Annotated in this window: 19 protein-coding genes; 3 read left to right on the top strand and 16 right to left on the bottom strand. The window is 57.3% G+C overall.

From position 1 onward, the window contains the following. Nucleotides 1-17: 17 nt before the first annotated feature. Both CWM66_RS08340 and CWM66_RS08335 read right to left on the bottom strand, forming a co-directional pair. Nucleotides 18-1,214: a nicotinamide mononucleotide deamidase-related protein YfaY gene (locus CWM66_RS08340; RefSeq protein ID WP_007371112.1), complete on the bottom strand. Its 1,197-nt coding sequence runs from the start codon at nucleotides 1,212-1,214 to the stop codon at nucleotides 18-20. A gap of 93 nt (nucleotides 1,215-1,307) precedes the next feature. Further along, nucleotides 1,308-1,850: a YfaZ family outer membrane protein gene (locus CWM66_RS08335; protein WP_007371111.1), complete on the bottom strand. Its 543-nt coding sequence runs from the start codon at nucleotides 1,848-1,850 to the stop codon at nucleotides 1,308-1,310. A 170-nt stretch (nucleotides 1,851-2,020) separates the two neighbouring features. Here CWM66_RS08335 and nudI point away from each other — a divergent pair, with 170 nt between their 5' ends. Beyond that, the gene (gene nudI, locus CWM66_RS08330; protein WP_107146492.1) at nucleotides 2,021-2,446 is read left to right on the top strand and encodes a nucleoside triphosphatase NudI; all 426 of its coding nucleotides are present in this window, start codon (nucleotides 2,021-2,023) and stop codon (nucleotides 2,444-2,446) included. A gap of 141 nt (nucleotides 2,447-2,587) precedes the next feature. Here the strand turns inward: nudI and menE are convergent, their stop codons facing one another. The 8 genes from menE to CWM66_RS08290 all read right to left on the bottom strand — a co-directional run bounded on the left by menE (nucleotide 2,588) and on the right by CWM66_RS08290 (nucleotide 10,507). Continuing rightward, nucleotides 2,588-3,970, bottom strand: coding sequence for an o-succinylbenzoate--CoA ligase (gene menE, locus CWM66_RS08325; RefSeq protein ID WP_107146491.1), 1,383 nt, complete (start codon nucleotides 3,968-3,970; stop codon nucleotides 2,588-2,590). Beyond that, nucleotides 3,967-4,932 carry an o-succinylbenzoate synthase gene (menC, locus tag CWM66_RS08320; RefSeq protein ID WP_090396442.1) on the bottom strand — a complete coding sequence of 322 codons (966 nt, stop codon included), beginning with the start codon at nucleotides 4,930-4,932 and terminating at the stop codon, nucleotides 3,967-3,969. Before menC ends, menE begins: the two co-directional genes overlap by 4 nt. Further along, nucleotides 4,932-5,789 (bottom strand): 1,4-dihydroxy-2-naphthoyl-CoA synthase, encoded by an 858-nt coding sequence (gene menB, locus CWM66_RS08315; protein WP_107146490.1) that lies wholly within the window; start codon nucleotides 5,787-5,789, stop codon nucleotides 4,932-4,934. Before menB ends, menC begins: the two co-directional genes overlap by 1 nt. Next, complete coding sequence (gene menH / locus CWM66_RS08310) at nucleotides 5,786-6,562, bottom strand: 2-succinyl-6-hydroxy-2,4-cyclohexadiene-1-carboxylate synthase (protein WP_107146489.1); 777 nt, start codon at nucleotides 6,560-6,562, stop codon at nucleotides 5,786-5,788. Before menH ends, menB begins: the two co-directional genes overlap by 4 nt. Next, entirely contained in the window at nucleotides 6,559-8,229 is a 1,671-nt protein-coding gene (menD, locus tag CWM66_RS08305; RefSeq protein ID WP_090396433.1) for a 2-succinyl-5-enolpyruvyl-6-hydroxy-3-cyclohexene-1-carboxylic-acid synthase, read from the bottom strand. Before menD ends, menH begins: the two co-directional genes overlap by 4 nt. A gap of 71 nt (nucleotides 8,230-8,300) precedes the next feature. Further along, a complete protein-coding gene (gene menF, locus CWM66_RS08300; RefSeq protein ID WP_071921102.1) occupies nucleotides 8,301-9,599 on the bottom strand; it encodes an isochorismate synthase MenF in 1,299 nt (432 codons plus the stop codon). A gap of 87 nt (nucleotides 9,600-9,686) precedes the next feature. After that, complete coding sequence (gene elaB, locus CWM66_RS08295) at nucleotides 9,687-9,992, bottom strand: stress response protein ElaB (protein WP_007371103.1); 306 nt, start codon at nucleotides 9,990-9,992, stop codon at nucleotides 9,687-9,689. Nucleotides 9,993-10,045: 53 nt separating this feature from the next. Further along, on the bottom strand, nucleotides 10,046-10,507 hold the full coding sequence (locus CWM66_RS08290) for a GNAT family N-acetyltransferase (RefSeq protein WP_007371102.1): 462 nt from the start codon (nucleotides 10,505-10,507) through the stop codon (nucleotides 10,046-10,048). Nucleotides 10,508-10,573: 66 nt separating this feature from the next. Between CWM66_RS08290 and rbn the strand changes: the two genes are divergently transcribed. Together rbn and CWM66_RS08280 are read left to right on the top strand one after the other, a co-directional pair. Then, nucleotides 10,574-11,491 carry a ribonuclease BN gene (gene rbn, locus CWM66_RS08285; protein ID WP_107146488.1) on the top strand — a complete coding sequence of 306 codons (918 nt, stop codon included), beginning with the start codon at nucleotides 10,574-10,576 and terminating at the stop codon, nucleotides 11,489-11,491. Nucleotides 11,492-11,567: 76 nt separating this feature from the next. Next, nucleotides 11,568-12,593 carry a chemotaxis protein gene (locus CWM66_RS08280; RefSeq protein WP_107146487.1) on the top strand — a complete coding sequence of 342 codons (1,026 nt, stop codon included), beginning with the start codon at nucleotides 11,568-11,570 and terminating at the stop codon, nucleotides 12,591-12,593. Nucleotides 12,594-12,659: 66 nt separating this feature from the next. Here the strand turns inward: CWM66_RS08280 and nuoN are convergent, their stop codons facing one another. From nuoN to nuoI, 6 genes are all read right to left on the bottom strand, one after another. After that, nucleotides 12,660-14,117: an NADH-quinone oxidoreductase subunit NuoN gene (nuoN, locus tag CWM66_RS08275; protein WP_007371099.1), complete on the bottom strand. Its 1,458-nt coding sequence runs from the start codon at nucleotides 14,115-14,117 to the stop codon at nucleotides 12,660-12,662. Nucleotides 14,118-14,123: 6 nt separating this feature from the next. After that, a complete protein-coding gene (nuoM, locus tag CWM66_RS08270; protein ID WP_007371098.1) occupies nucleotides 14,124-15,653 on the bottom strand; it encodes an NADH-quinone oxidoreductase subunit M in 1,530 nt (509 codons plus the stop codon). Between the two features lie 237 nt (nucleotides 15,654-15,890). Beyond that, the gene (gene nuoL, locus CWM66_RS08265) at nucleotides 15,891-17,732 is read right to left on the bottom strand and encodes an NADH-quinone oxidoreductase subunit L (RefSeq protein ID WP_035889803.1); all 1,842 of its coding nucleotides are present in this window, start codon (nucleotides 17,730-17,732) and stop codon (nucleotides 15,891-15,893) included. Continuing rightward, nucleotides 17,729-18,031, bottom strand: coding sequence for an NADH-quinone oxidoreductase subunit NuoK (nuoK, locus tag CWM66_RS08260; protein WP_002463445.1), 303 nt, complete (start codon nucleotides 18,029-18,031; stop codon nucleotides 17,729-17,731). Before nuoK ends, nuoL begins: the two co-directional genes overlap by 4 nt. After that, nucleotides 18,028-18,582: an NADH-quinone oxidoreductase subunit J gene (nuoJ, locus tag CWM66_RS08255; RefSeq protein WP_007371095.1), complete on the bottom strand. Its 555-nt coding sequence runs from the start codon at nucleotides 18,580-18,582 to the stop codon at nucleotides 18,028-18,030. The genes nuoK and nuoJ overlap by 4 nt, the downstream gene beginning before the upstream one ends. Before the next feature lie 11 nt (nucleotides 18,583-18,593). Beyond that, the gene (gene nuoI, locus CWM66_RS08250; protein WP_035942165.1) at nucleotides 18,594-19,136 is read right to left on the bottom strand and encodes an NADH-quinone oxidoreductase subunit NuoI; all 543 of its coding nucleotides are present in this window, start codon (nucleotides 19,134-19,136) and stop codon (nucleotides 18,594-18,596) included. Between the last annotated feature and the right edge of the window lie 2 nt (nucleotides 19,137-19,138).

Here is a 19,138-nt window from a genome sequence, read left to right as displayed (position 1 = left end):
TACCCTTTCTTTCGGAATTACACCGACAGAGTTTCGACAACATTGATCCAGCCGTGATCGCTGGCCAGATCTTTACCTTCAAGCCAGCGGCGCAGGATATTGAGCGCCATCATCGCACACACTTCCTGACGCACGACCAGACCATGGCGATTGGTATTGAATTTCACCCGCAGCGCCTGCGTCCCTTCCGGCGTGGCAAGCGCAAAGTTGAGGTGATCCTCTTCCAGGCCAGTGACGGTCAGCGCCAGCCCGGCGAGATGCCGGTTGCGCAGTTCGGTCGTCCAGCGCGCGCTTTGTGCCAGTTCTTCCGCCTGCGACGGCAACACTTCGCTGGCCAGCAGCGGCGCACCGGCCCGGGAAAGTTGCAGTGCGACCAGACCACCGGTGAACTGCTCGCTCAGGGTCAGGCTGAGCTGACGCTCGCGCAGCCGCGCGGCAAGCAGCGCCGGTAAGCCGACGGTGCCTTCAAAAATCAGGCTCTCACCGGCGACACGTTTCACTTGCGGCCATACGGCTTCCATCGCCGCGCGATGCTCCGCCGGACCGGTCAGTTTCAGTTCAATAATCGGCATTGATGAGCGGTAGCCCATCACCACGCCTTCAGGCAATTCGAGGTGCGCCAGGCTTTGCGCCAGATCGCTTTCCGAGCGGCCAAAGGTGGTCAGACGCAGACAAATCGGCGGCTCCGGCAGCGTAAAACGCGCGCGCAGACGCGGCAGGATTTCGTGCTCGACCATCACCCTGAACTCAGACGGCACGCCGGGGGTAAAGAACATCAGACAGCGGTTGAGCTGTATGGCAAAGCCGCACGCGGTGCCGACCGGGTTATCGACCAGTTCCGCGCTGGCCGGGATTTCCGCCTGTTTGCGGTTGCTGGGCGCCATCACGCGACCACGTTCACTGAAAAAACGCTCCATTTGCGCCAGCCAGGCTTCGTGCAACACCAGCCCTTCACCTTTGGCTGTCGCTGCCGCCAGAGCGCTCAGATCGTCGCTGGTTGGCCCAAGACCGCCGTTTACAATCAGCACATCCGCGTGTTCGCTGCGTTCACGCAGAATGGCAACCAGATCATTGAGATTATCGCCGACGGTGTTGCGGCGCGTTAACGGCAGTCCCTGATTAAAGAAAAAGTCCGCCAGCCATGCCGCGTTGGTATCTACAATCTGACCATGCAGCACTTCATCGCCGGTGGACAGCATCTCCACGTTCAACATTGTTATCTCCAGCAATCGAGGTTGAAACACTATAACGCATGTGCGGGGTAAAAAAGGCAATAAACTGGCGCGGACGAACGCCGCGCCGGGGAATCAGAAGCTGGCACTTACGCCGACGTACGGGCCATCGGCCACGGCGTTATCACGATGACCTTCTTTACCGGTCATATCGATATAGCGATAACCGGCTTCAACGGTCAGCGGGCGCATAATGGTGTAACGCGCACCGGCGTTCGCTTCCTGATACTCTTTCACGCCGCTGGAGAGCGAATCCGGCGAGTAGTAATATTCGCCGAACAGGCTGAAGCTGCTGGCGATTTTCCATTGCAGGCCGCCGCCGACCGCGATGGCGTAACCATCGCTGCCGGAATCCGGGCTGATATAAAGGCCTTTACCGCCGACCGTTGCCAGGAACGGCCCCAGCGGAAGGTTATAGCCCAGACCCAGACCGGCGACTTCACCATCATCTTCGCTGTGCGCCCAGTTGCCGGTTACGGCAATACCGCTGGTTTCAGTGCCGAACCCAAAACCTAAGTTGCTGTAATCTTTACCAAGCTGACCATTCAAACTCACAGCCTGCGCGCCGGCAGATGCCAGCAGCAGACTGGCTAACCCTAACAAAGCCACTTTTTTCATTTTTGATATCCGCACATTTCAAGCCAATTTCCCAAAGCTGCTGATTATATGCCTATTTTTCTTTTCGCATAATGAATAAAAAAGGGATGATGCGCTAAGCCGCGCACTTTCTCTGTGCAGTAGTGTGCTATAACGTTGCGCAGACTTTTCTCATCATCAAGGAGGGACCAATGCGACAACGGACAATTGTCTGCCCGCTGATTCAAAATGATGGCGCGTACCTGTTATGCAAAATGGCCGATGACCGTGGCGTCTTTCCTGGCCAGTGGGCTTTGTCAGGCGGCGGTGTGGAACCGGGCGAGCGGATCGAAGAAGCGCTGCGCAGAGAAATCCGCGAAGAGCTGGGCGATAAACTGGTATTAAGCCAGATAACGCCGTGGACCTTTCGCGATGATACGCGGATGAAAACCTACCCCGACGGCACGAAAGAGCCGATCTACATGATTTACCTGATCTTCGACTGCATCAGCGCCAACCGTGAAGTCAGCATCAATGACGAGTTTCAGGATTTTGCGTGGGTGATGCCTGCGGACCTGCACCGTTACGATCTCAACGACGCCACCCGCAGGACATTAACCCTGAAAGGATTGCTGTAAACCCTCAATGGCTGGCCTGCTCAGCCACGTCAGCCGAAAGCCCGATCAGTTTTACCACATCGTCGGGCCTGAGCCCTTTCCCGGCAATACGTAACACTTCCTGCCGTATGCCCTGGTCCCTGAGAAACTGTGCAATGTTGATTATGCTGATCGCACCGTGCCATTAACGGCGGCATTCGCCCACTGAAGCACTGCGTGCCGCGAGATTTTGATCCCGCCATTTTTCAGCTCAGCAGGCATCGCCAGCCAGCGCAGCGGCTGCTGAAAACGAGCCAGTTTATCGCTCACCCACGCTGACAGCGCAGCCACATCAACGCTGCCTTCACACTCCACCACCGCCACCGGGCGCTGGCCGAACTCGGCATCATCAACCGGTACAACCATAACCTGCTGAACCTGTGGATGACGCGCGATCACGCGTTCCACCTCTTCCGGTTGAATCCCTTCCCCGCCGCTGAAGAAAAGATTATCCAGCCGGCCACGGATAGTGAGACAACCGTCGTGAAGCATCCCGCGATCGCGAGTGGCAAACCAGCCTTCACTGTTCACCAGCGGCAGAAGCTCGCCGTTGCGCCAGTACCCTGACGCCATGCTCTCCGCCCGCAGCCAGACCTCTTCATCAACAATTTTCACTTCGCGCCCGGGCAGGGCGTAACCGACATCTGGCGCGCCGTCGGCTTCTTTGGCGCATACCGTCGAGGCAAACTCCGTCAGACCATAGCCGCAAAAACAGCGAATACCGCGTTCATGCGCCTGCTGCGTCAGCGCCACCGGAATCGCTGCGCCGCCGAGCAGGACCGCTTTCAACGATACCAACGCGTTGTCGTTGAGTAAGCGCCACAACTGCGTCGGCACCAGCGAAGCATGCGTGCAACCGACCAGCGCCTGTGCCAAAGGTAATGCAGGCTGTACGGCGATCCGCGCCCCGGCCAGCAGCCAGCGCCACAAAATCCCCTGCCCGGAGACGTGAAACAGCGGCAGCGACAGCAGCCAGTCATCATTCTCAGCATAGGGAATCAACGCCAGCACGCCCCCGGCGCTGGCGAGGTGAGCATGAAACGTGTGAACGGCCGCTTTCGGCAGGCCGGTGGAACCGGAAGTCAAGGTCATCGACGCCAGACGCTGCGGGTGCCACACCACGGCATGCTCGCCAGCCAGTTCATCAAGCGCCAGCGCCTCCAGAGCAGGCCAGTCGCCGCCAGTATCTAAATCCAACGCGAAGCGCAACGTCAGTTGCGGTAAGAGTGCATCCAGCAACACGGCGGGCAGTTGCGGGTTAACCGGCAGCACCCGCGCGCCACACTGCAACAGTGCCAGCCACGCCAGCAGCGTGTCCGGATGATTACGCGCCCGCAACATAACGCCATCACCGGCGTTCACCCCCTGCCGCGCAAAACCGCTGGCCAGCCCATCGATACGTGCGCACAGTTCACGCCAGTTCAGGGTCTGTTGTTCAAGGCGGGCCGCAATCTGATCGCCACGTACCTGCCGCCAGTGCCGCCAGGGCCAGTCCGTAAAGGTCATAGTAGTGGTTCCAGTACCTCTGTCTGTAAACAGGGTAAATCGCTCTCTGGCCAGCGGCGCAGGAGCTGGCACTGCATCAGTTGTAAAGTATCCAGCCCGGGAATGGTGCCAGGCGTCAGCCAGGCGGCAATACGCGCAAGCTGCATCAGGCCAAGACTGGATTCAATAGACGAACTGATCACCACCGTCAGCCCGAGCGCTTTTGCTGCCGCAACCTGCTGCTGCACCCGCTGCAAACTGCCGGTCAGCGTGGGTTTGATCACTACCGCGCCCAATCCTTGCTGCGGCGTAAGCTGAAAGCCATCATCGCGCAGGCTTTCATCCCAGGCGATGGTTATTCCGCTTTCGCGGGCAAAGGCCAGCGACTCTGCGGGGGTTTTGCACGGCTCTTCGAGAAAGGCAATGCGTGAGCGGTATTCCGGGTTTACATATTTGGCAAACTGCTGCGCTTTCAGCGGTGTCCAGGCGCGATTGGCGTCCAGACGCAGGCGTAAATCGGGGATCGACTCCAGCAGCAGGTTAACCACCATGCCATCGCGCACCGCTTCGTATAACCCGACCTTCACTTTCGCCACTTTCTCACCCGGCAAAGCAGCCAGCGCAGCAAACAGCTCGTCCGGATCGCCACTGCATAGCATGGCGGCGCGATAGTCCGCCTGTTGTGGTAACTCGCCGTGCAGTTCCGCCAGCGCGCAGCTCAGACCAAATGCCACTGACGGCTGCTCGGGCAACGATAATGTTTTATCTTCACGCCAGCCGCGCAACCAGCTGATTGCCGCCTGTTGCGCCTCGTCCAGCGTTTCATGGCTAAAGCCCGGCAGCGGGGAGATCTCTCCCCATCCTTCGCGCCCGTCGGCCTGTAAATGGACAAACAAGCCGTCGCGGGTTTTCAGGCGCCGCTCACGCAGCACGACACCCGCATCGAGCGGAATTTGCCAGCGGTAAAGTTGCGCCTGTCGCATTATGGGTTCCGTTTGAATTTGCTGAAATCGGGCTGACGTTTCTGGTTAAAGGCGTTGCGCCCTTCCTGACCCTCTTCGGTCATGTAGAACAACATGGTGGCATTACCCGCCAGCTCTTGCAGACCCGCCTGGCCGTCGCAGTCAGCATTCAGCGCCGCTTTCAGGCAGCGCAGCGCCATCGGGCTGTTTTGCAGCATTTCACGGCACCAGCGCACGGTCTCTTTCTCCAGATCCGCCACCGGCACCACCGTGTTCACCAGCCCCATATCCAGCGCCTGTTGTGCGTCGTACTGACGGCAGAGGAACCAGATCTCGCGGGCTTTTTTCTGCCCGACGATGCGCGCCATATAAGACGCGCCCCAGCCGCCATCAAAGGAGCCGACTTTCGGGCCAGTCTGACCGAAAATGGCGTTCTCTGCCGCAATGGTCAGATCGCACATCATGTGCAACACATGGCCGCCGCCAATGGAATAGCCAGCCACCATCGCCACTACCGGTTTCGGGCAGGTGCGGATCTGGCGCTGGAAATCGAGCACGTTGAGATGGTGCACGCCGGAGTCATCCTGGTAGCCGCCGTAATCACCGCGCACTTTCTGATCGCCGCCCGAGCAAAATGCTTTGTCGCCTTCGCCGGTCAGAATGATAACGCCAACGCTGTCGTCATAACGCGCATCGGCCAGCGCCTGGATCATCTCTTTCACCGTCAGCGGACGGAATGCATTGCGCACCTGCGGACGGTTGATGGTGATTTTGGCAATCCCGTCGGCAGACTTCTGGTAACGAATGTCGGTGTAGCCTTCGGAACAGTCACGCCACTCAACCGGCGCGTAAAGCATGGCTTCATCTGGATAGATCATAGTGTGTCCTTTATCTCAAGACGCAGAATTCGCGCCAGGGTGTCAGCAACGGCCGCGGGATTTTCCCGGTGCGCGTTGTGCCCGGCGGCAGGAATGGCGTGACAGTGACCGGTGACTTGCGTCGCCAGCGCCTGAAACTTACTGTCGTATTCACCGTATAAATAATGAACAGGAATGGAAAGCGCCCGCAATGTGCTACGAAGATCGGGCTGCTGCGCCAGCGAGGTTGCTTCCAGCATGTCGGCAAGCATTGCGCCATTGTTCTGGCTGCGCAATGCGACCAGCGCCGCGCGCTGCGGCTCGCTGAGCGAGGCAAAAACCGGCTGCCGGTACCAGGCATCAAAGACGGCCTCAAGCGGCTGCTGACGAAAACGCGCCGCCCATTGTCTGTCCGATGCCAGACGTTCGCGGCGGCTGGTTGCATCAGTCAGCCCCGGGTGCCCGCCTTCAATGACAACACCGCATAAACCGGCAGGATGCTGGCAAGCGTGGTACATCGAAATCCGCCCGCCCAGCGAATAACCTATCAGCCAGTAGTTTTGTATGTTGTAACGAATAAGCGTTGCCCGCAGTAGTGCGTCCATCTTATCGAACGAGGCCACAGAAAGGTCGGCGGAACCGCCATGCCCGGGCAGATCGAGCAAAAGCCGGGGGAACGCAGTCAGCGTTTCACTGACCGCTTGCCACTCGCGGTTATCGCCGGAAAAACCGTGCAAAAAGACCAGCCACGGCTGCGGCCTGTCGGCGGAGATAGCGCGCCCGTGTAGCGTCACAACTGGCTCACCTGCGCCAGCAGCGTTTGCAACGTCTGCGCACCATCCGTGTCGTTGACCACCAGTTCAATCAGCGTAGCACCCGGTTTGCACCAGGCGCCGGATAACGCCAATTCCAGCGCCTCCCAGCTTTCCGGACGATGGTAATCAAGACCGAACATTGCTGCCGCATGGTCAAAATGCACGTTCTGCGGCATCAGATAGAACTGCTCGCGCTCGGCGGGTGGCGTCGGCAGCAGAGAAAAGATTTGCCCGCCGTTGTTATTCACCACCAGCAGGACAAAAGGCGCAGAAACCTGGCGCAGCAACGCCAGCGCATTCAGATCGTAGAGGGCAGAAAGATCGCCGACCATTGCCAGCGTCGGGCGGGCGCTGGCGCGCTGCACGCCTGCTGAAGTCGATATCAAACCGTCGATGCCGCTGGCGCCGCGGTTGCTGAAGACCGGATAACCCGCCGGGATCTGCCCGAGCGCATCCACCAGCCGTACCACCAGGCTATTGCCGAGAAAAAGCTGCCCCTGTTCCGGTAAATAATCAGCAATGCGGTGCGCAAGCTGCGCTTCGCCAAAGGTTTCACGCTGCGACGCGACCCTGTCCCACGCCTGCGCGGAGAGCTGCGGTAGCTCCACACTCCAGGGCGCGCGCGGCTCCGCCGGATGTAACGCCAGCCAACCGGCGACGTCCGAAACCAGCCGACGTCCGCGATGGTGCGCCGGATCCAGCCGTCCCGGTAGATTATCAATCAGCCAGTATTCTTGCGGTTCGCAGGTTGCCTGCCACTGGAGTAGCCGTTTACCGGTCAGGCTGCTGCCAAACTGCAACACAATTTGTGCCTGGGCCAATTCTTCTGTCGCACGGCTGTTGCCGAGCCACAGATCGGCGCACGGCAACGGCTGGCCGGTCTGGGATAAAACATCGCCCATTAATGGCCAACCGAGCGTTTTCGCCCATTCAGCCAGCAGCTTGCCTTCGCTCGCACTCATGCGACCGGCCACAATAACGCCGCGTTTTTGCCGCCAGAAAAACCAGTCATGCTGCTTTTCGCTACTAACTTTGTTCGGTGTTTGCAGCCACGGTTTATCATCCTGCCACCAGTCGCCCAGTGCCAGTTGCCAGGCAAGACCGCTTTCATCCATTTCGCCATACAGAGGTTCAGCGAACGGACAGTTAATGTGTACCGCACCGCCATGCAACGAGCCGAGCACGTTATCAATAGCCGATACCAGCCAGCGGGCCGGGATATCCTGCGACGGGCGCGGCAACGCGAGAGATTCAGTGGGATGCGAGGCGAACATCCCCGGCTGGCGGATAGCCTGGTTTGCCCCACAATCAATCAGCTCAGGCGGACGATCGGCGGTGAGCAGCACCAGCTTTTCGCCGGTCAGACCGGCTTCGATCAGCGCGGGATAGAGATTTGCCACCGCCGTACCGGACGTCACGATAACCGCGACGGGCTCTTTGCTCGCTTTCGCCAGCCCCAGCGCAAGATGGCCTAAACCCCGCTCATCAAAGTGCGTATGGTGGATAAAAGCGCTATTTTCCGCTGCCGCCAGCGTTAAGGGGGTGGAACGCGATCCGGGGGCAATACAAACATGCCTGACGCCATGACGGGTAAGGGCCTCAAGGATCACCGTCGCCCAGCGTCGGTTAAATGAACTGATTGACATGAGTTTGTCCGGTATCAATATTGCTGTTCAGTATAAATAATCAGAAAAAATCGAATTTTGATATGAATCGGTTATGCGTGCGTAAGTTCTAATAAAGATCGCAGGCCCGCCGCTTTATTGTCGATTTCCTGCCACTCTTGCTCGGCGTCGGAGCCAGGCACAATGCCAGCTCCGGCGTACAGCCGAACGGTACTGCCACTGACTTTTGCTGAGCGTAGCGCGACGCAGAATTCACTCTGCTGACGGGATAAATATCCCGCCGATCCGGCATACCATTCACGGGTGAACGGTTCGTTGCGCTGAATAAAGTCCCACGCTGAACGGCGCGGTAACCCGGCGACGGCGGCTGTCGGCTGTAACAGTTGCAGGCATAATGCGTCGTCGGGCGTTTGTAAATCGCTCCAGATACAACGGCGGAGGTGCTGAACATTGCGCAGCCTGACGATCTGCGGCGGCAGCACATCGAGCGCCGCCGTCTGCTGCTGCAAACGCTGGCAGATATCTTCCACCACCAGCATATTTTCCCGCTGATTTTTATCGTCGCCCATCAGCCAGTCGGCCAGGCGCTGCGCCTGCAGATCGTCATCATGACCGGCCACCGTTCCGGCCAGCGCTTCGGTACGCAGTGCATGACCGCGTCGCCGCCACAGGCGCTCCGGCGAAGATCCTAAAAAGGCGTTCTGCGCGTCAAAGGCCATCATAAAGTGGAAACAGTGGTAATTAACGCGGCGGCTGGCAGCCATCAGCGAAGCCGCATTCACGGCATTTGCATAGGAGTAATCGGTCGCCCTGGCGAGCACCACTTTATCCAGCTCAGCGCTTTCCAGCGTACCCAACGCCTGCGCAATCAAGCTTTTCCAGGCCTCACGCTCCGGGTAATGGCGCTGCGCAAGACATGGCTGCTGTTTCAGGTTGGCAAGTGGAGTGAAAGGCGAAAGTGCCTGCAAAAACTCAGCTGCGCGCTCAGCGTCGTCATGCAGTGAGGTCTCGCTGTAGAGGTAAAGCCGTAACATCGCTCGGCCACCTTCACGACGCCACTCAAGGCGTGGCAAAAACAGCGATCCCTGCGAAGGATCAAAGGCATTCAGCCCCCAGATACGAACATCCTCTGGCAAGGCGTGTAAAAATTGTTGGGCAAGAGGTAACGACGAGAAGTGGCAGAGCGCGCCAAGCGCGGCCGTCTCCTCGTCCCCGCTACGCTGCTGCCAGTAAAATTGCGGCCAGACAGGCTGACTGGCGAGCCATGCCAGCGGATCGAAAGCGTCGTTTAACGGGAAAGGCGCATCAAAAAAGCAAAAACCAGGCGACCGGGGAAAACGATCGGTCAGGCGGCGATACAGGTCGCCAAGCGCAGAGGAAATGGAAAGCACGCGAGCCCCTCCCTGTTAAAAACCACATAGTATACGGGGTACTAAACGTAATAACAGTACCCCCTTCCAGGGAGGGGAAGTGAAGCGTTAGCGGCGGGCCAGTAGCAGGCCGAGCACCAGACCGACAGCAGCACCAGCGCCAATGCCCTGCCACGGTTTTTCATGAACATAATCGTCGGCGCGATACACCGCTTTTTTCGCCCGATAGTAGTAGGTATCCGACGCGCTGCTGACGCGGTTCTTCACGTCATGCAGCGCCTTCTCGGCGCGGGCTTTGAGTTCGATGTACTTCTGGTCTGCAGGGTCGCCCGAGGAGCGGAGGACTTCTTCCAGCGTTTCGCTCAGCAGGGTCAGGTCGTCATCAATATTTGAATCATAAGAGTGATATGACATCGTTTGTCTCCATGTTATGCACCTGTCCGCTAACTATAGACAAACACTGCGGGTTACGCCTGGTGGATCTCCCGCGCCATTCCGATGTGCGCAATGCCATCTTCATCATAGACATCCGTCACTGGCTGAAAGCCAAAGTGCGCATAAAAAGATTGCAGATGTGCCTGCGCACCCAGGTACAGCGCCTGCTGCGGCCAATGTTGCTCACAGGAGTTCACGGCGCGCTCCATCAACTGGTAGCCCAGTTTTTCCCCTCTGACCTGAGCGCTGACAATCACCCGGCCAATCACCACGGGCGACAGATCATCATCACTTTTCAGAATCCTCGCATACGCCACCAGCTGATTCTCTTTCCAGCCAAGAATATGCCGGTTTTCTCCTGTCAGGTCATCGCCATCCACGTCCAGATAAGGGCAGGTTTGCTCGACAACAAACACTTCACAGCGCAGCTTCAGTGCAGCGTAGAGTTCAGCAACGGTGAGTTCAGAATGGTGCAGGTCTTGCCAGCGGATCATCTCTTGCTCCTTATTTGTTATCATCCCGTTATACTCAATTTTTTGTGATTTGGGCAGAGCAAAACTGTGGAACTGATTTTCCTGGGCACCTCCGCCGGAGTCCCGACGCGCACGCGTAACGTAACGGCGATGCTGTTGAATTTACAGCACCCAACCCGCGCAGGGCTTTGGTTGTTTGATTGTGGTGAAGGCACGCAGCACCAGATGCTGCGTACGGCGTTCCACCCAGGCAAGCTGGACAAAATTTTTATCACTCATCTGCATGGCGATCACCTGTTTGGTTTGCCTGGGTTGCTGTGCAGCCGCTCGATGGCCGGGAATATTCAGCCACTGGATATCTATGGCCCGCAAGGCATTCGCGAGTTTGTGGAAACAACTTTAAGGCTGAGCGGTTCATGGACCGACTATCCGCTGACCATCCATGAAGTGACAGCCGGGCTGGTGGTGGATGACGGTCTGCGCAAAGTGACGGCTTACCCGCTGGCGCACCCGGTGGAGTGCTACGGTTATCGTATTGAAGAGCATGATAAGCCCGGCGCACTGGACGCGGCCGCGCTAATCGCCGCAGGCGTAACGCCAGGGCCGCTGTTTCAGAAATTAAAAGCGGGTGAAACGGTAACGCTGGAAGATGGCCGCACGCTGTGCGGTGCGGATTACCTTGCCCCGGCAGAGCCAGGTAAAAAGCTGGCGATTTTTGGCGATACATCTCCCTGCCCTGCATCGCTTGAACTGGCGCGCGGTGTGGATCTGCTGGTGCATGAAGCCACGCTGGAAAGCGCAATGGAGGAGAAAGCGAATAGCCGCGGTCACAGTTCAACGCGACAGGCCGCGCAACTGGCGCTGAACGCGGGCGCAGGCAGGCTGGTGATTACTCACCTCAGTTCACGCTATGACGATAAAGGTAGCCAGGCATTGCTGGCCGAATGCCAGGCGATCTTTGCGCAAACAACTCTGGCTGAGGATTTTGCGTTGGTTCACATTTGATTTTAATTTAGGCACTCTATTTTTTTCACCGCATGCCGATAATAGATATACGCAGGCATCTTCTATTGAGGGCATGATGGATAATTTCCAGAAAGACATCGATGACAGGGCGAATCTTACTCTGTCGAACCGGTTTGAGCTGTTGCTGTTTCGTCTCGGCAAGTCGTTAGATTCCACGAAATCAGAGCTGTTTGGCATCAACGTGTTTAAATTGCGCGAAATAGTACCGATGCCCACCTTCACTCGCCCTGCCGGAATGAAGCCGCCCTTACTGGGGATGGTCAATATCCGCGACCAGGTGATCCCGGTGATTGACCTGGCGGCGGTGGCGGGCTGCAAGCCCACGACCGGCCTCAATATTTTGTTGATCACAGAATATGCCCGTAGCGTGCAGGCCTTTGCGGTGGAGTCGGTAGATAACATCACTCGCCTGGACTGGAAACAAGTGCATACGGCGGAGAAAGCGATCAACGGTCGTTACATCACCAGTATTGCCTGCCTAGATGACGATAAGGACACCAACAATCTGGCGATGGTGCTGGATGTTGAGCAGATCCTGTATGACATTGTGCCTGCGGATCACGACGTTCATGGCGATCATGTGCCGGACAAGAAATTCCATCTGAAACCGGGCTCGGTGGCGATTGTGGCGGAAGACTCCAAAGTGGCGCGCGCCATGCTGGAAAAAGGCCTCAACGCGATGGAAATTCCGACCGACATGCATATCACCGGCAAAGATGCATGGGAGAAAATCCAGCGTCTGGCGCAGCAGGCCGACAGTGAAGGTGTACCGGTTAGCGATAAGATCGCCATGGTACTGACCGATCTTGAAATGCCGGAAATGGACGGATTTACTTTGACGCGTCTGATCAAAACCGATCCGCGCCTGAAAAACATTCCAGTGGTGATCCACTCGTCACTCTCCGGTAGCGCAAACGAAGATCACGTACGTAAAGTGCAGGCCGATGGCTATGTTGCGAAGTTCGAAATCAACGAGCTTTCATCAGTGATTCAGGAAGTGCTCGACCGCGCCGCTAATAACGTACGCGGCCCGCTGATTAGCCACCACCAGGTTGCTTCACAGCCGTTACTGGCGAAGTAATTTCTGCGCCATAAAAAAACCGCCGGGTTTGCAGCCCGGCGGTTTTTCTTTATGCGCTGTACGCCATTACATCATCGGCAGCGCTAACTGTACGATACTGATCAGCGGCTGCGGGTAAATACCCAACAGCAGTACCAGCAACGCAGAGATCAGCACCACAATCCCGCCGGCGCTGTAGGCCCAGTCGGATGGCGCATCGCGGTTCAGCTGCTGCGGCGCACTCAGATAGAGGCTCACCGCCACGCGCAGGTAGTAATACAAACCAATCGCCGAACCGACCACCACAGCGCCCGTCAACCACCACAGGTGCGCTTCGACGCCAACGGCAAGGATGTAGAACTTACCGATAAAGCCTAAGGTCATTGGAATACCTGCCAGCGACAGCATCATCACCGTCAGAACCGCCGAGAGAATCGGACGGTGCCAGAACAGACCACGATAGGAGTAAAGTGATTCTGCATCCGGGCCGCGATACGGGCTGGACATCAGACTCACCACACCAAACGCGCCGAGGCTGCTGAACAGGTAACCGGCCAGATAGACACCAACGGTTTCCATCGACATCTGGCCGCTCTGCAACGCAATCAGCGCCACCAGCAAATAGCCGAGGTGCGAGATGGAGGAGAAACCGAGCAGACGTTTGATGTTGGTCTGGCTCAGCGCCATCAGGTTACCGAAGATAATGGAAACAAAGGCGATAAGACCCAGCACCACACGAACGGCTTCACTGTCGCTGACCGGCGCATAGAGGAACAAACGCATCAGCACGCCAAAGATGGCGATTTTGCTGGCGGTCGCCAGGAAGGTGGAGACCGGCGCAGGCGCGCCCTGATAAACGTCCGGCGTCCACAGGTGGAACGGCACCAGTGAGAGTTTGAAACCGAGACCGACAATCATCAGGCCCAGACCCGCCAGCAGCAGCGGCTCGTGCAGCATGCCTTCACCGAGGCTCTTACCGATAGCAACAAATGCCAGATTCCCGGTTTGCGCATACACCAGTGCGATACCGAACAGCAGGAAAGAAGACGCTGCGGCAGACAGAATGGTGTACTTGATACTGGCTTCCAGCGAACGTTTCTGGCGGAAGGCATAACCCACCAGCCCGAACAGCGGCAGGGAGATCAGTTCAATACCAAGGAACAACGCCGCCATATGGTTGGCGTTAGCCAACAGAATGCCGCCCATTGCGGCAATCAGTACCAGCAGATAAAACTCTTCTTTGTTGTCGTTATACCCTTCCAGCCACGGATAAGCGAAGGTGCAGGTGGCAAGGCTCGCCAGTAGCACCAGCCCGGTGTAGAGCATGGCGTAACCATCGACGCGCATCAGCGGCGTCACATCCATTGCTCCCGCCTGCCCGACAAACCACAGGGAGAGCAGCGCGACGTTCAGGCCGATGACCGACAGCGTGGCATTGAGGAAATGGTTGCGTCGCCACGCAATGGAGAGCATCACAACCACCACCGTCAATCCGACGATCAGCAGCGGCAGCAGCGCAATCAGGTGTTGTGGAGTAATTGTCATGGCGATTTACGGCCTTGTAGTAGTAATAGAATTAACAAACCACTGCTGGATATTACCCATCGCGGCATGCGAGGTATCCAGAATCGGCTGCGGATAGAAGCCAAGCAGTACCAGAAGTACAACCAGGATCAGGATCATAAACAGCTCGCGCAGTGACAGCCCCGGCAGTTCCTTGCTGGCCAGTTCGCTTTTCGCTTTACCGAAGTAGGCGCGATGCAGCATTGCCAGTGAGTAAACCGATGCGAAAACCAGACCGAAGGTAGAAATCACCGTGATCATCGGCACAACCTGGTAGCTGCCGAAGAGGATCATGAATTCACCGACGAAGTTACCGGTACCCGGCATACCCAACGTGGCGACAGCGAAGAACATCGACAGCGCCGGCAACCATTTAATCTTGCTCCACAGCCCGCCCATCATACGCATGTCGCGGGTATGCAGACGTTCGTACAACTGACCGCACAGGATAAACAGACCCGCCGCAGAAAGACCGTGCGCAATCATCTGGATAACCGCGCCCTGATAGGCCAGCTGGCTGCCGGTGTAGATAGCAATCAGCACGAAGCCCATGTGGGACACCGAGGTGTAAGCGATCAGGCGTTTGATATCCGTCTGGGTGAACGCCATCCACGCACCGTAGAAAATACCGATGACGCCCAGCCACATGGCGATGGGGGCAAACTCTGCGGAAGCATTCGGGAACAGCGGCAGCGAGAAGCGCAGCAAACCGTAGGCTGCGGTTTTCAGCAGGATCCCCGCCAGGTCAACGGAACCTGCTGTCGGTGCCTGCGAGTGCGCATCCGGTAACCAACCGTGCAGCGGCACCACCGGCATTTTCACCGCGAAGGCGATGAAGAAACCAAGCATCAGCAGATATTCGACGTGGTCAGACATCGGCGTTTTCAGCAGGTCTTCATAGTCGAATGTCCAGACGCCGGTCGCGTTATAGTGCACCACTACCAGCGCCAGGATGGCAATCAACATCACCAGACCACTGGCCTGGGTATAGATGAAGAACTTGGTCGCAGCCGTAATACGCGTCTTCCCGTCGGAGGCTTTGTGGCCCCACAGTGCAATCAGGAAGTACATCGGCACCAGCATCATTTCCCAGAAGAAGAAGAACAGGAACATGTCGATGGCAAGGAACACGCCGATAACGCCGCCCAAAATCCACATCAGGTTGAGATGGAAGAAGCCCTGATATTTCTCGATTTCACGCCAGGAGCAGAGTACCGCCAGCACGCCGAGGAAACCGGTCAGCACCACCATCAGCAACGACAAACCGTCCATCGCCAGATGAATATTGATGCCGAAACGTGGGATCCACGCCAGTTTAAACTCTTCCTGCCAGGCAGGCAGACCGGTGGATTGCGTCAAAGAGTAGCCGCCCTGCATCCAGAGTTGCAGAGAAAGCGCCAGCGTCAGTCCCATGGTGATCAGGGCTATCCAGCGCGGCACCTTCACGCCGAAGCGTTCGGTCTGCCAGCAGAGAAAGCCGCCGATAAAGGGAATCAGTATTAGCCAGGGTAATAACATGGCGATATTTGTTCCTTGTTTAAGTCCGCCTCAGGCTATCTTGCTCATCATCGCGAACCCCGGCTGTGCTCGCAATCCGCACGTACTTTAGTACGCTCCGGTTGCTCTGCGCAGGCGGTGTCCACTCGGACTTTGCCGATAACGCCTGTCCATTCGGACCTGATTTTCAACGAATTTTCTAAAAATTCTCTTTCAGTTTGTAAGCCGGATAAGCGCAGCGCCATCCGGCCCACAAACTCAGCGCAATACCATCAGCAACGCCAACACCACGACAGCGCCAATGCTCATCGACGCGACATACCAGCGCAGATACCCGTTCTCGCTAAACAGCAGCCCTTTGCCTGCAAAGCGCGACAGGATCGCCGGAATGTTCATTAGCGCATTCAGCGGATCGCTCTTCAGCAGCCAGGCAATGCCAAGATACGGCTTCACAAAGATGCGGTCGTACAGCGCATCGAAGCCCCAGGCATTGAACCACCAGGTCCCGAAGAAGCGACCTGTCGCGCTGTTGGCGATCGAGTGCACCAGCGTACGTTTACCCAGCCACAGCCAGGCCGCCAGCAGAATACCGATGACAGCAACCGCACCGGACGCCACTTCCAGCATGACCACACTGCTGTGCGCCAGCTCGGTGGTTTCTGGCAGAACGCCTCTCAGCGGTGGCACAATCATCGCGCCAATAAAGGTGGAAAGTACCAGCAGCACAATCAGCGGCAGATGATGGGTGATCCCCTTCCCTGCATGAGCGTGAATCTGTTCTTTCCCGTGGAAGACTATGAAAATCAGGCGGAAGGTGTACAGCGATGTCATAAACGCGCCCACCAGACCGGCAATCATCAGATTGACATGGCCGTTTGCTACCGCACCGGCAAGGATTTCGTCTTTACTGAAGAAGCCTGCGGTCAGCAATGGCAACGCCGACAGCGCCGCGCCACCGACCAGGAAGCAGGCATAGACCAGCGGAATCGACTTACGCAGGCCACCCATTTTGAAGATGTTCTGCTCGTGATGGCAGGCGAGGATCACCGAACCGGACGACAGGAACAGCAGCGCTTTAAAGAACGCATGCGTCATCAGGTGGAAAATCGCCGCGTCCCAGGCCTGCACACCCAGCGCCAGGAACATGTAACCAATCTGGCTCATGGTTGAGTAGGCAAGTACGCGTTTGATATCCGTCTGCACCAGCGCGGCGAAACCCGCCATCAGCAGCGTTACCGCACCGACGATACCAACCAGATGCAGCACTTCCGGCGTCATCAGGAACAGCCCATGCGTACGGGCAATCAGGTAAACACCGGCGGTCACCATGGTGGCGGCGTGGATCAGCGCAGAAACCGGCGTCGGGCCAGCCATCGCGTCCGCCAGCCATGTCTGCAACGGCAGTTGCGCGGATTTACCGACCGCACCGCCCAGCAGCATCAGCGTCGCCCACATCAGCATGTTATTGCCGTTGGCGAAGTGCTGCGGCGCCAGCTCAACCATTTCGCGGAAGTTCAGCGTACCCAGTTCGTTGTAAAGGATGAACAGCGCGAAAGCGAGGAAGACGTCACCCACACGGGTAACCACGAACGCTTTCATCGCCGCTGCGCCATTCTTCGGATCGGTGTAGTAGAAACCGATCAGCAGATAGGAACACAGGCCCACGCCTTCCCAGCCGAGGTACATCAGCAGCAGGTTATCTGCCAGCACCAGTACCACCATACTGGCGATAAACAGGTTGGTGTAGGCGAAGAAACGGGAGTAGCCCTCTTCTCCGCGCATATACCAGGACGCGAACATGTGAATCAGGAAACCCACGCCGGTAACGACCGAAAGCATGGTCAGCGACAGGCCGTCCAGCACCAGGTTGAAACCGATGTTGAAATCACCGACCGCCATCCACGTCCATAACGGTTGCGAAAACGCCTGCTGACCGTTGTTGAAGAAATCAACGCCGACAAAAGCGGTCACCAGCGCCGCAAGGCCAATCGAGCCAACGCCAACGGTCGCAGAAAGATTCTCTGACCAGCGCCCGCGGGAAAAGGCCAGTAAGACAAAGCCAATAAAAGGCAGAATAATGGTTAAGGCGAGCATGTTCATCCACGCATCTCACTTACTGAATCGATATTCAGATTCTGGCGGCGACGATGGAGTTGCAGCAGCAACGCCAGGCCAATACTCGCTTCCGCAGCCGCGAGGCTAATGGCGAGGATATACATCACCTGCCCGTCGGTCTGTCCCCAGTAGCTGCCGGCAACCACGAAGGCCAGCGCAGCAGCGTTAATCATGATTTCCAGCCCAATCAGCATAAACAGCAGGTTGCGGCGGATAACCAGACCGGTCAGACCCAAAACAAACAAAATCGCCGCGAGGATCAGTCCATGTTGTAAGGGGATCATGCTTGCTCCTCCGTTTTTCTTTTTGCGCGGTCATCGGTGCGATTGCTCAGCACTTCACCGGCCCTGTCTTCGCGCCCCAGATGGAAGGCCACAACCAGGCCAGCCAGCAGCAGCATGGAGGCCAGCTCCACGGCCAGAACGTAAGGACCAAACAGCGTAATACCGACCGCTTTCGCGCTAATCGCCGTCCCGTCGATACCCTGATCGTTGACGCCCAGAATGGCGTAAACCATCACCACCAGCAGCACCGCAGAGAGCAGCGCCGGGCCGATCCAGATTTGCGGCGACAGCCAGTTGCGCTCCTGCTCGACTACGGTATTGCCAAGGTTCAGCATCATCACCACAAACACGAACAGCACCATGATGGCCCCGGCATAAACGATGATCTCCAGCGCACCGGCGAAGTAAGCGCCGAGTGAAAAGAAGACCCCGGCAATGGCCAGCAGCGACACAATCAGATACAGCAAAGCGTGCACCGGGTTGGTATGCGTTATTACGCGTACCGTCGTCAGGATGGCGACCAGGCCACAGATATAAAAAGCGAACTCCATTGCCCCTCTCCTTACGGTAACAGGCTCTTGACGTCGATAGGTTTGGCTTCGTTTTCCGCTTCACCTTTATCTTTGCCGTCGATTGCCATACCTGCCATCCGGTAGAAGTTATATTCCGGGTATTTGCCCGGACCGGAGATCAGCAGATCCTCTTTTTCGTACACCAGGTCCTGACGTTTGTATTCACCCATTTCGAAATCCGGGGTGAGCTGAATCGCCGTTGTCGGGCACGCCTCTTCGCACAGACCGCAGAAAATGCAGCGTGAGAAGTTGATACGGAAAAATTCCGGATACCAGCGACCGTCCTGCATCTCCGCTTTTTGTAGCGAGATACAGCCTACCGGGCACGCTACCGCACAAAGGTTACAGGCAACGCAACGCTCGGAACCGTCCGGGTCGCGCGTCAGCACAATACGGCCACGGTAACGCGGCGGCAGATAAACCGGCTCTTCCGGGTACATACGGGTTTCGCGTTTCGCGAAAGCATGCAGGCCAATCATCCAGATACTACGGACCTGGGTGCCGAAGCCCACGAGTAATTCTTTTAAAGTCATGG

This window comes from Kosakonia sp. H7A, assembly GCF_003028445.1.
GTDB classification, from domain to species: domain Bacteria; phylum Pseudomonadota; class Gammaproteobacteria; order Enterobacterales; family Enterobacteriaceae; genus Kosakonia; species Kosakonia radicincitans.
The sequence above is the reverse complement of the archived record's forward strand: the minus strand, read 5'-3'. Positions and strand labels throughout refer to the sequence as shown.

What these genes read in the sequence shown, in the direction of transcription:
- CWM66_RS08335 (WP_007371111.1), bottom strand. Translation starts at nt 1,850, where the DNA reads ATGAAAAAAGTGGCTTTGTTAGGGTTAGCCAGTCTGCTGCTGGCATCT.
- menE (WP_107146491.1), bottom strand. Translation starts at nt 3,970, where the DNA reads ATGACCTTTACGGACTGGCCCTGGCGGCACTGGCGGCAGGTACGTGGC.
- menB (WP_107146490.1), bottom strand. Translation starts at nt 5,789, where the DNA reads ATGATCTATCCAGATGAAGCCATGCTTTACGCGCCGGTTGAGTGGCGT.
- menD (WP_090396433.1), bottom strand. Translation starts at nt 8,229, where the DNA reads ATGTCAATCAGTTCATTTAACCGACGCTGGGCGACGGTGATCCTTGAG.
- CWM66_RS08290 (WP_007371102.1), bottom strand. Translation starts at nt 10,507, where the DNA reads ATGATCCGCTGGCAAGACCTGCACCATTCTGAACTCACCGTTGCTGAA.
- menC (WP_090396442.1), bottom strand. Translation starts at nt 4,932, where the DNA reads ATGCGACAGGCGCAACTTTACCGCTGGCAAATTCCGCTCGATGCGGGT.
- nuoM (WP_007371098.1), bottom strand. Translation starts at nt 15,653, where the DNA reads ATGTTATTACCCTGGCTAATACTGATTCCCTTTATCGGCGGCTTTCTC.
- elaB (WP_007371103.1), bottom strand. Translation starts at nt 9,992, where the DNA reads ATGTCATATCACTCTTATGATTCAAATATTGATGACGACCTGACCCTG.
- nuoN (WP_007371099.1), bottom strand. Translation starts at nt 14,117, where the DNA reads ATGACAATTACTCCACAACACCTGATTGCGCTGCTGCCGCTGCTGATC.
- nuoK (WP_002463445.1), bottom strand. Translation starts at nt 18,031, where the DNA reads ATGATCCCCTTACAACATGGACTGATCCTCGCGGCGATTTTGTTTGTT.
- nuoL (WP_035889803.1), bottom strand. Translation starts at nt 17,732, where the DNA reads ATGAACATGCTCGCCTTAACCATTATTCTGCCTTTTATTGGCTTTGTC.
- nuoJ (WP_007371095.1), bottom strand. Translation starts at nt 18,582, where the DNA reads ATGGAGTTCGCTTTTTATATCTGTGGCCTGGTCGCCATCCTGACGACG.
- nuoI (WP_035942165.1), bottom strand. Translation starts at nt 19,136, where the DNA reads ATGACTTTAAAAGAATTACTCGTGGGCTTCGGCACCCAGGTCCGTAGT.
- nudI (WP_107146492.1), top strand. Translation starts at nt 2,021, where the DNA reads ATGCGACAACGGACAATTGTCTGCCCGCTGATTCAAAATGATGGCGCG.
- CWM66_RS08340 (WP_007371112.1), bottom strand. Translation starts at nt 1,214, where the DNA reads ATGTTGAACGTGGAGATGCTGTCCACCGGCGATGAAGTGCTGCATGGT.
- CWM66_RS08280 (WP_107146487.1), top strand. Translation starts at nt 11,568, where the DNA reads ATGGATAATTTCCAGAAAGACATCGATGACAGGGCGAATCTTACTCTG.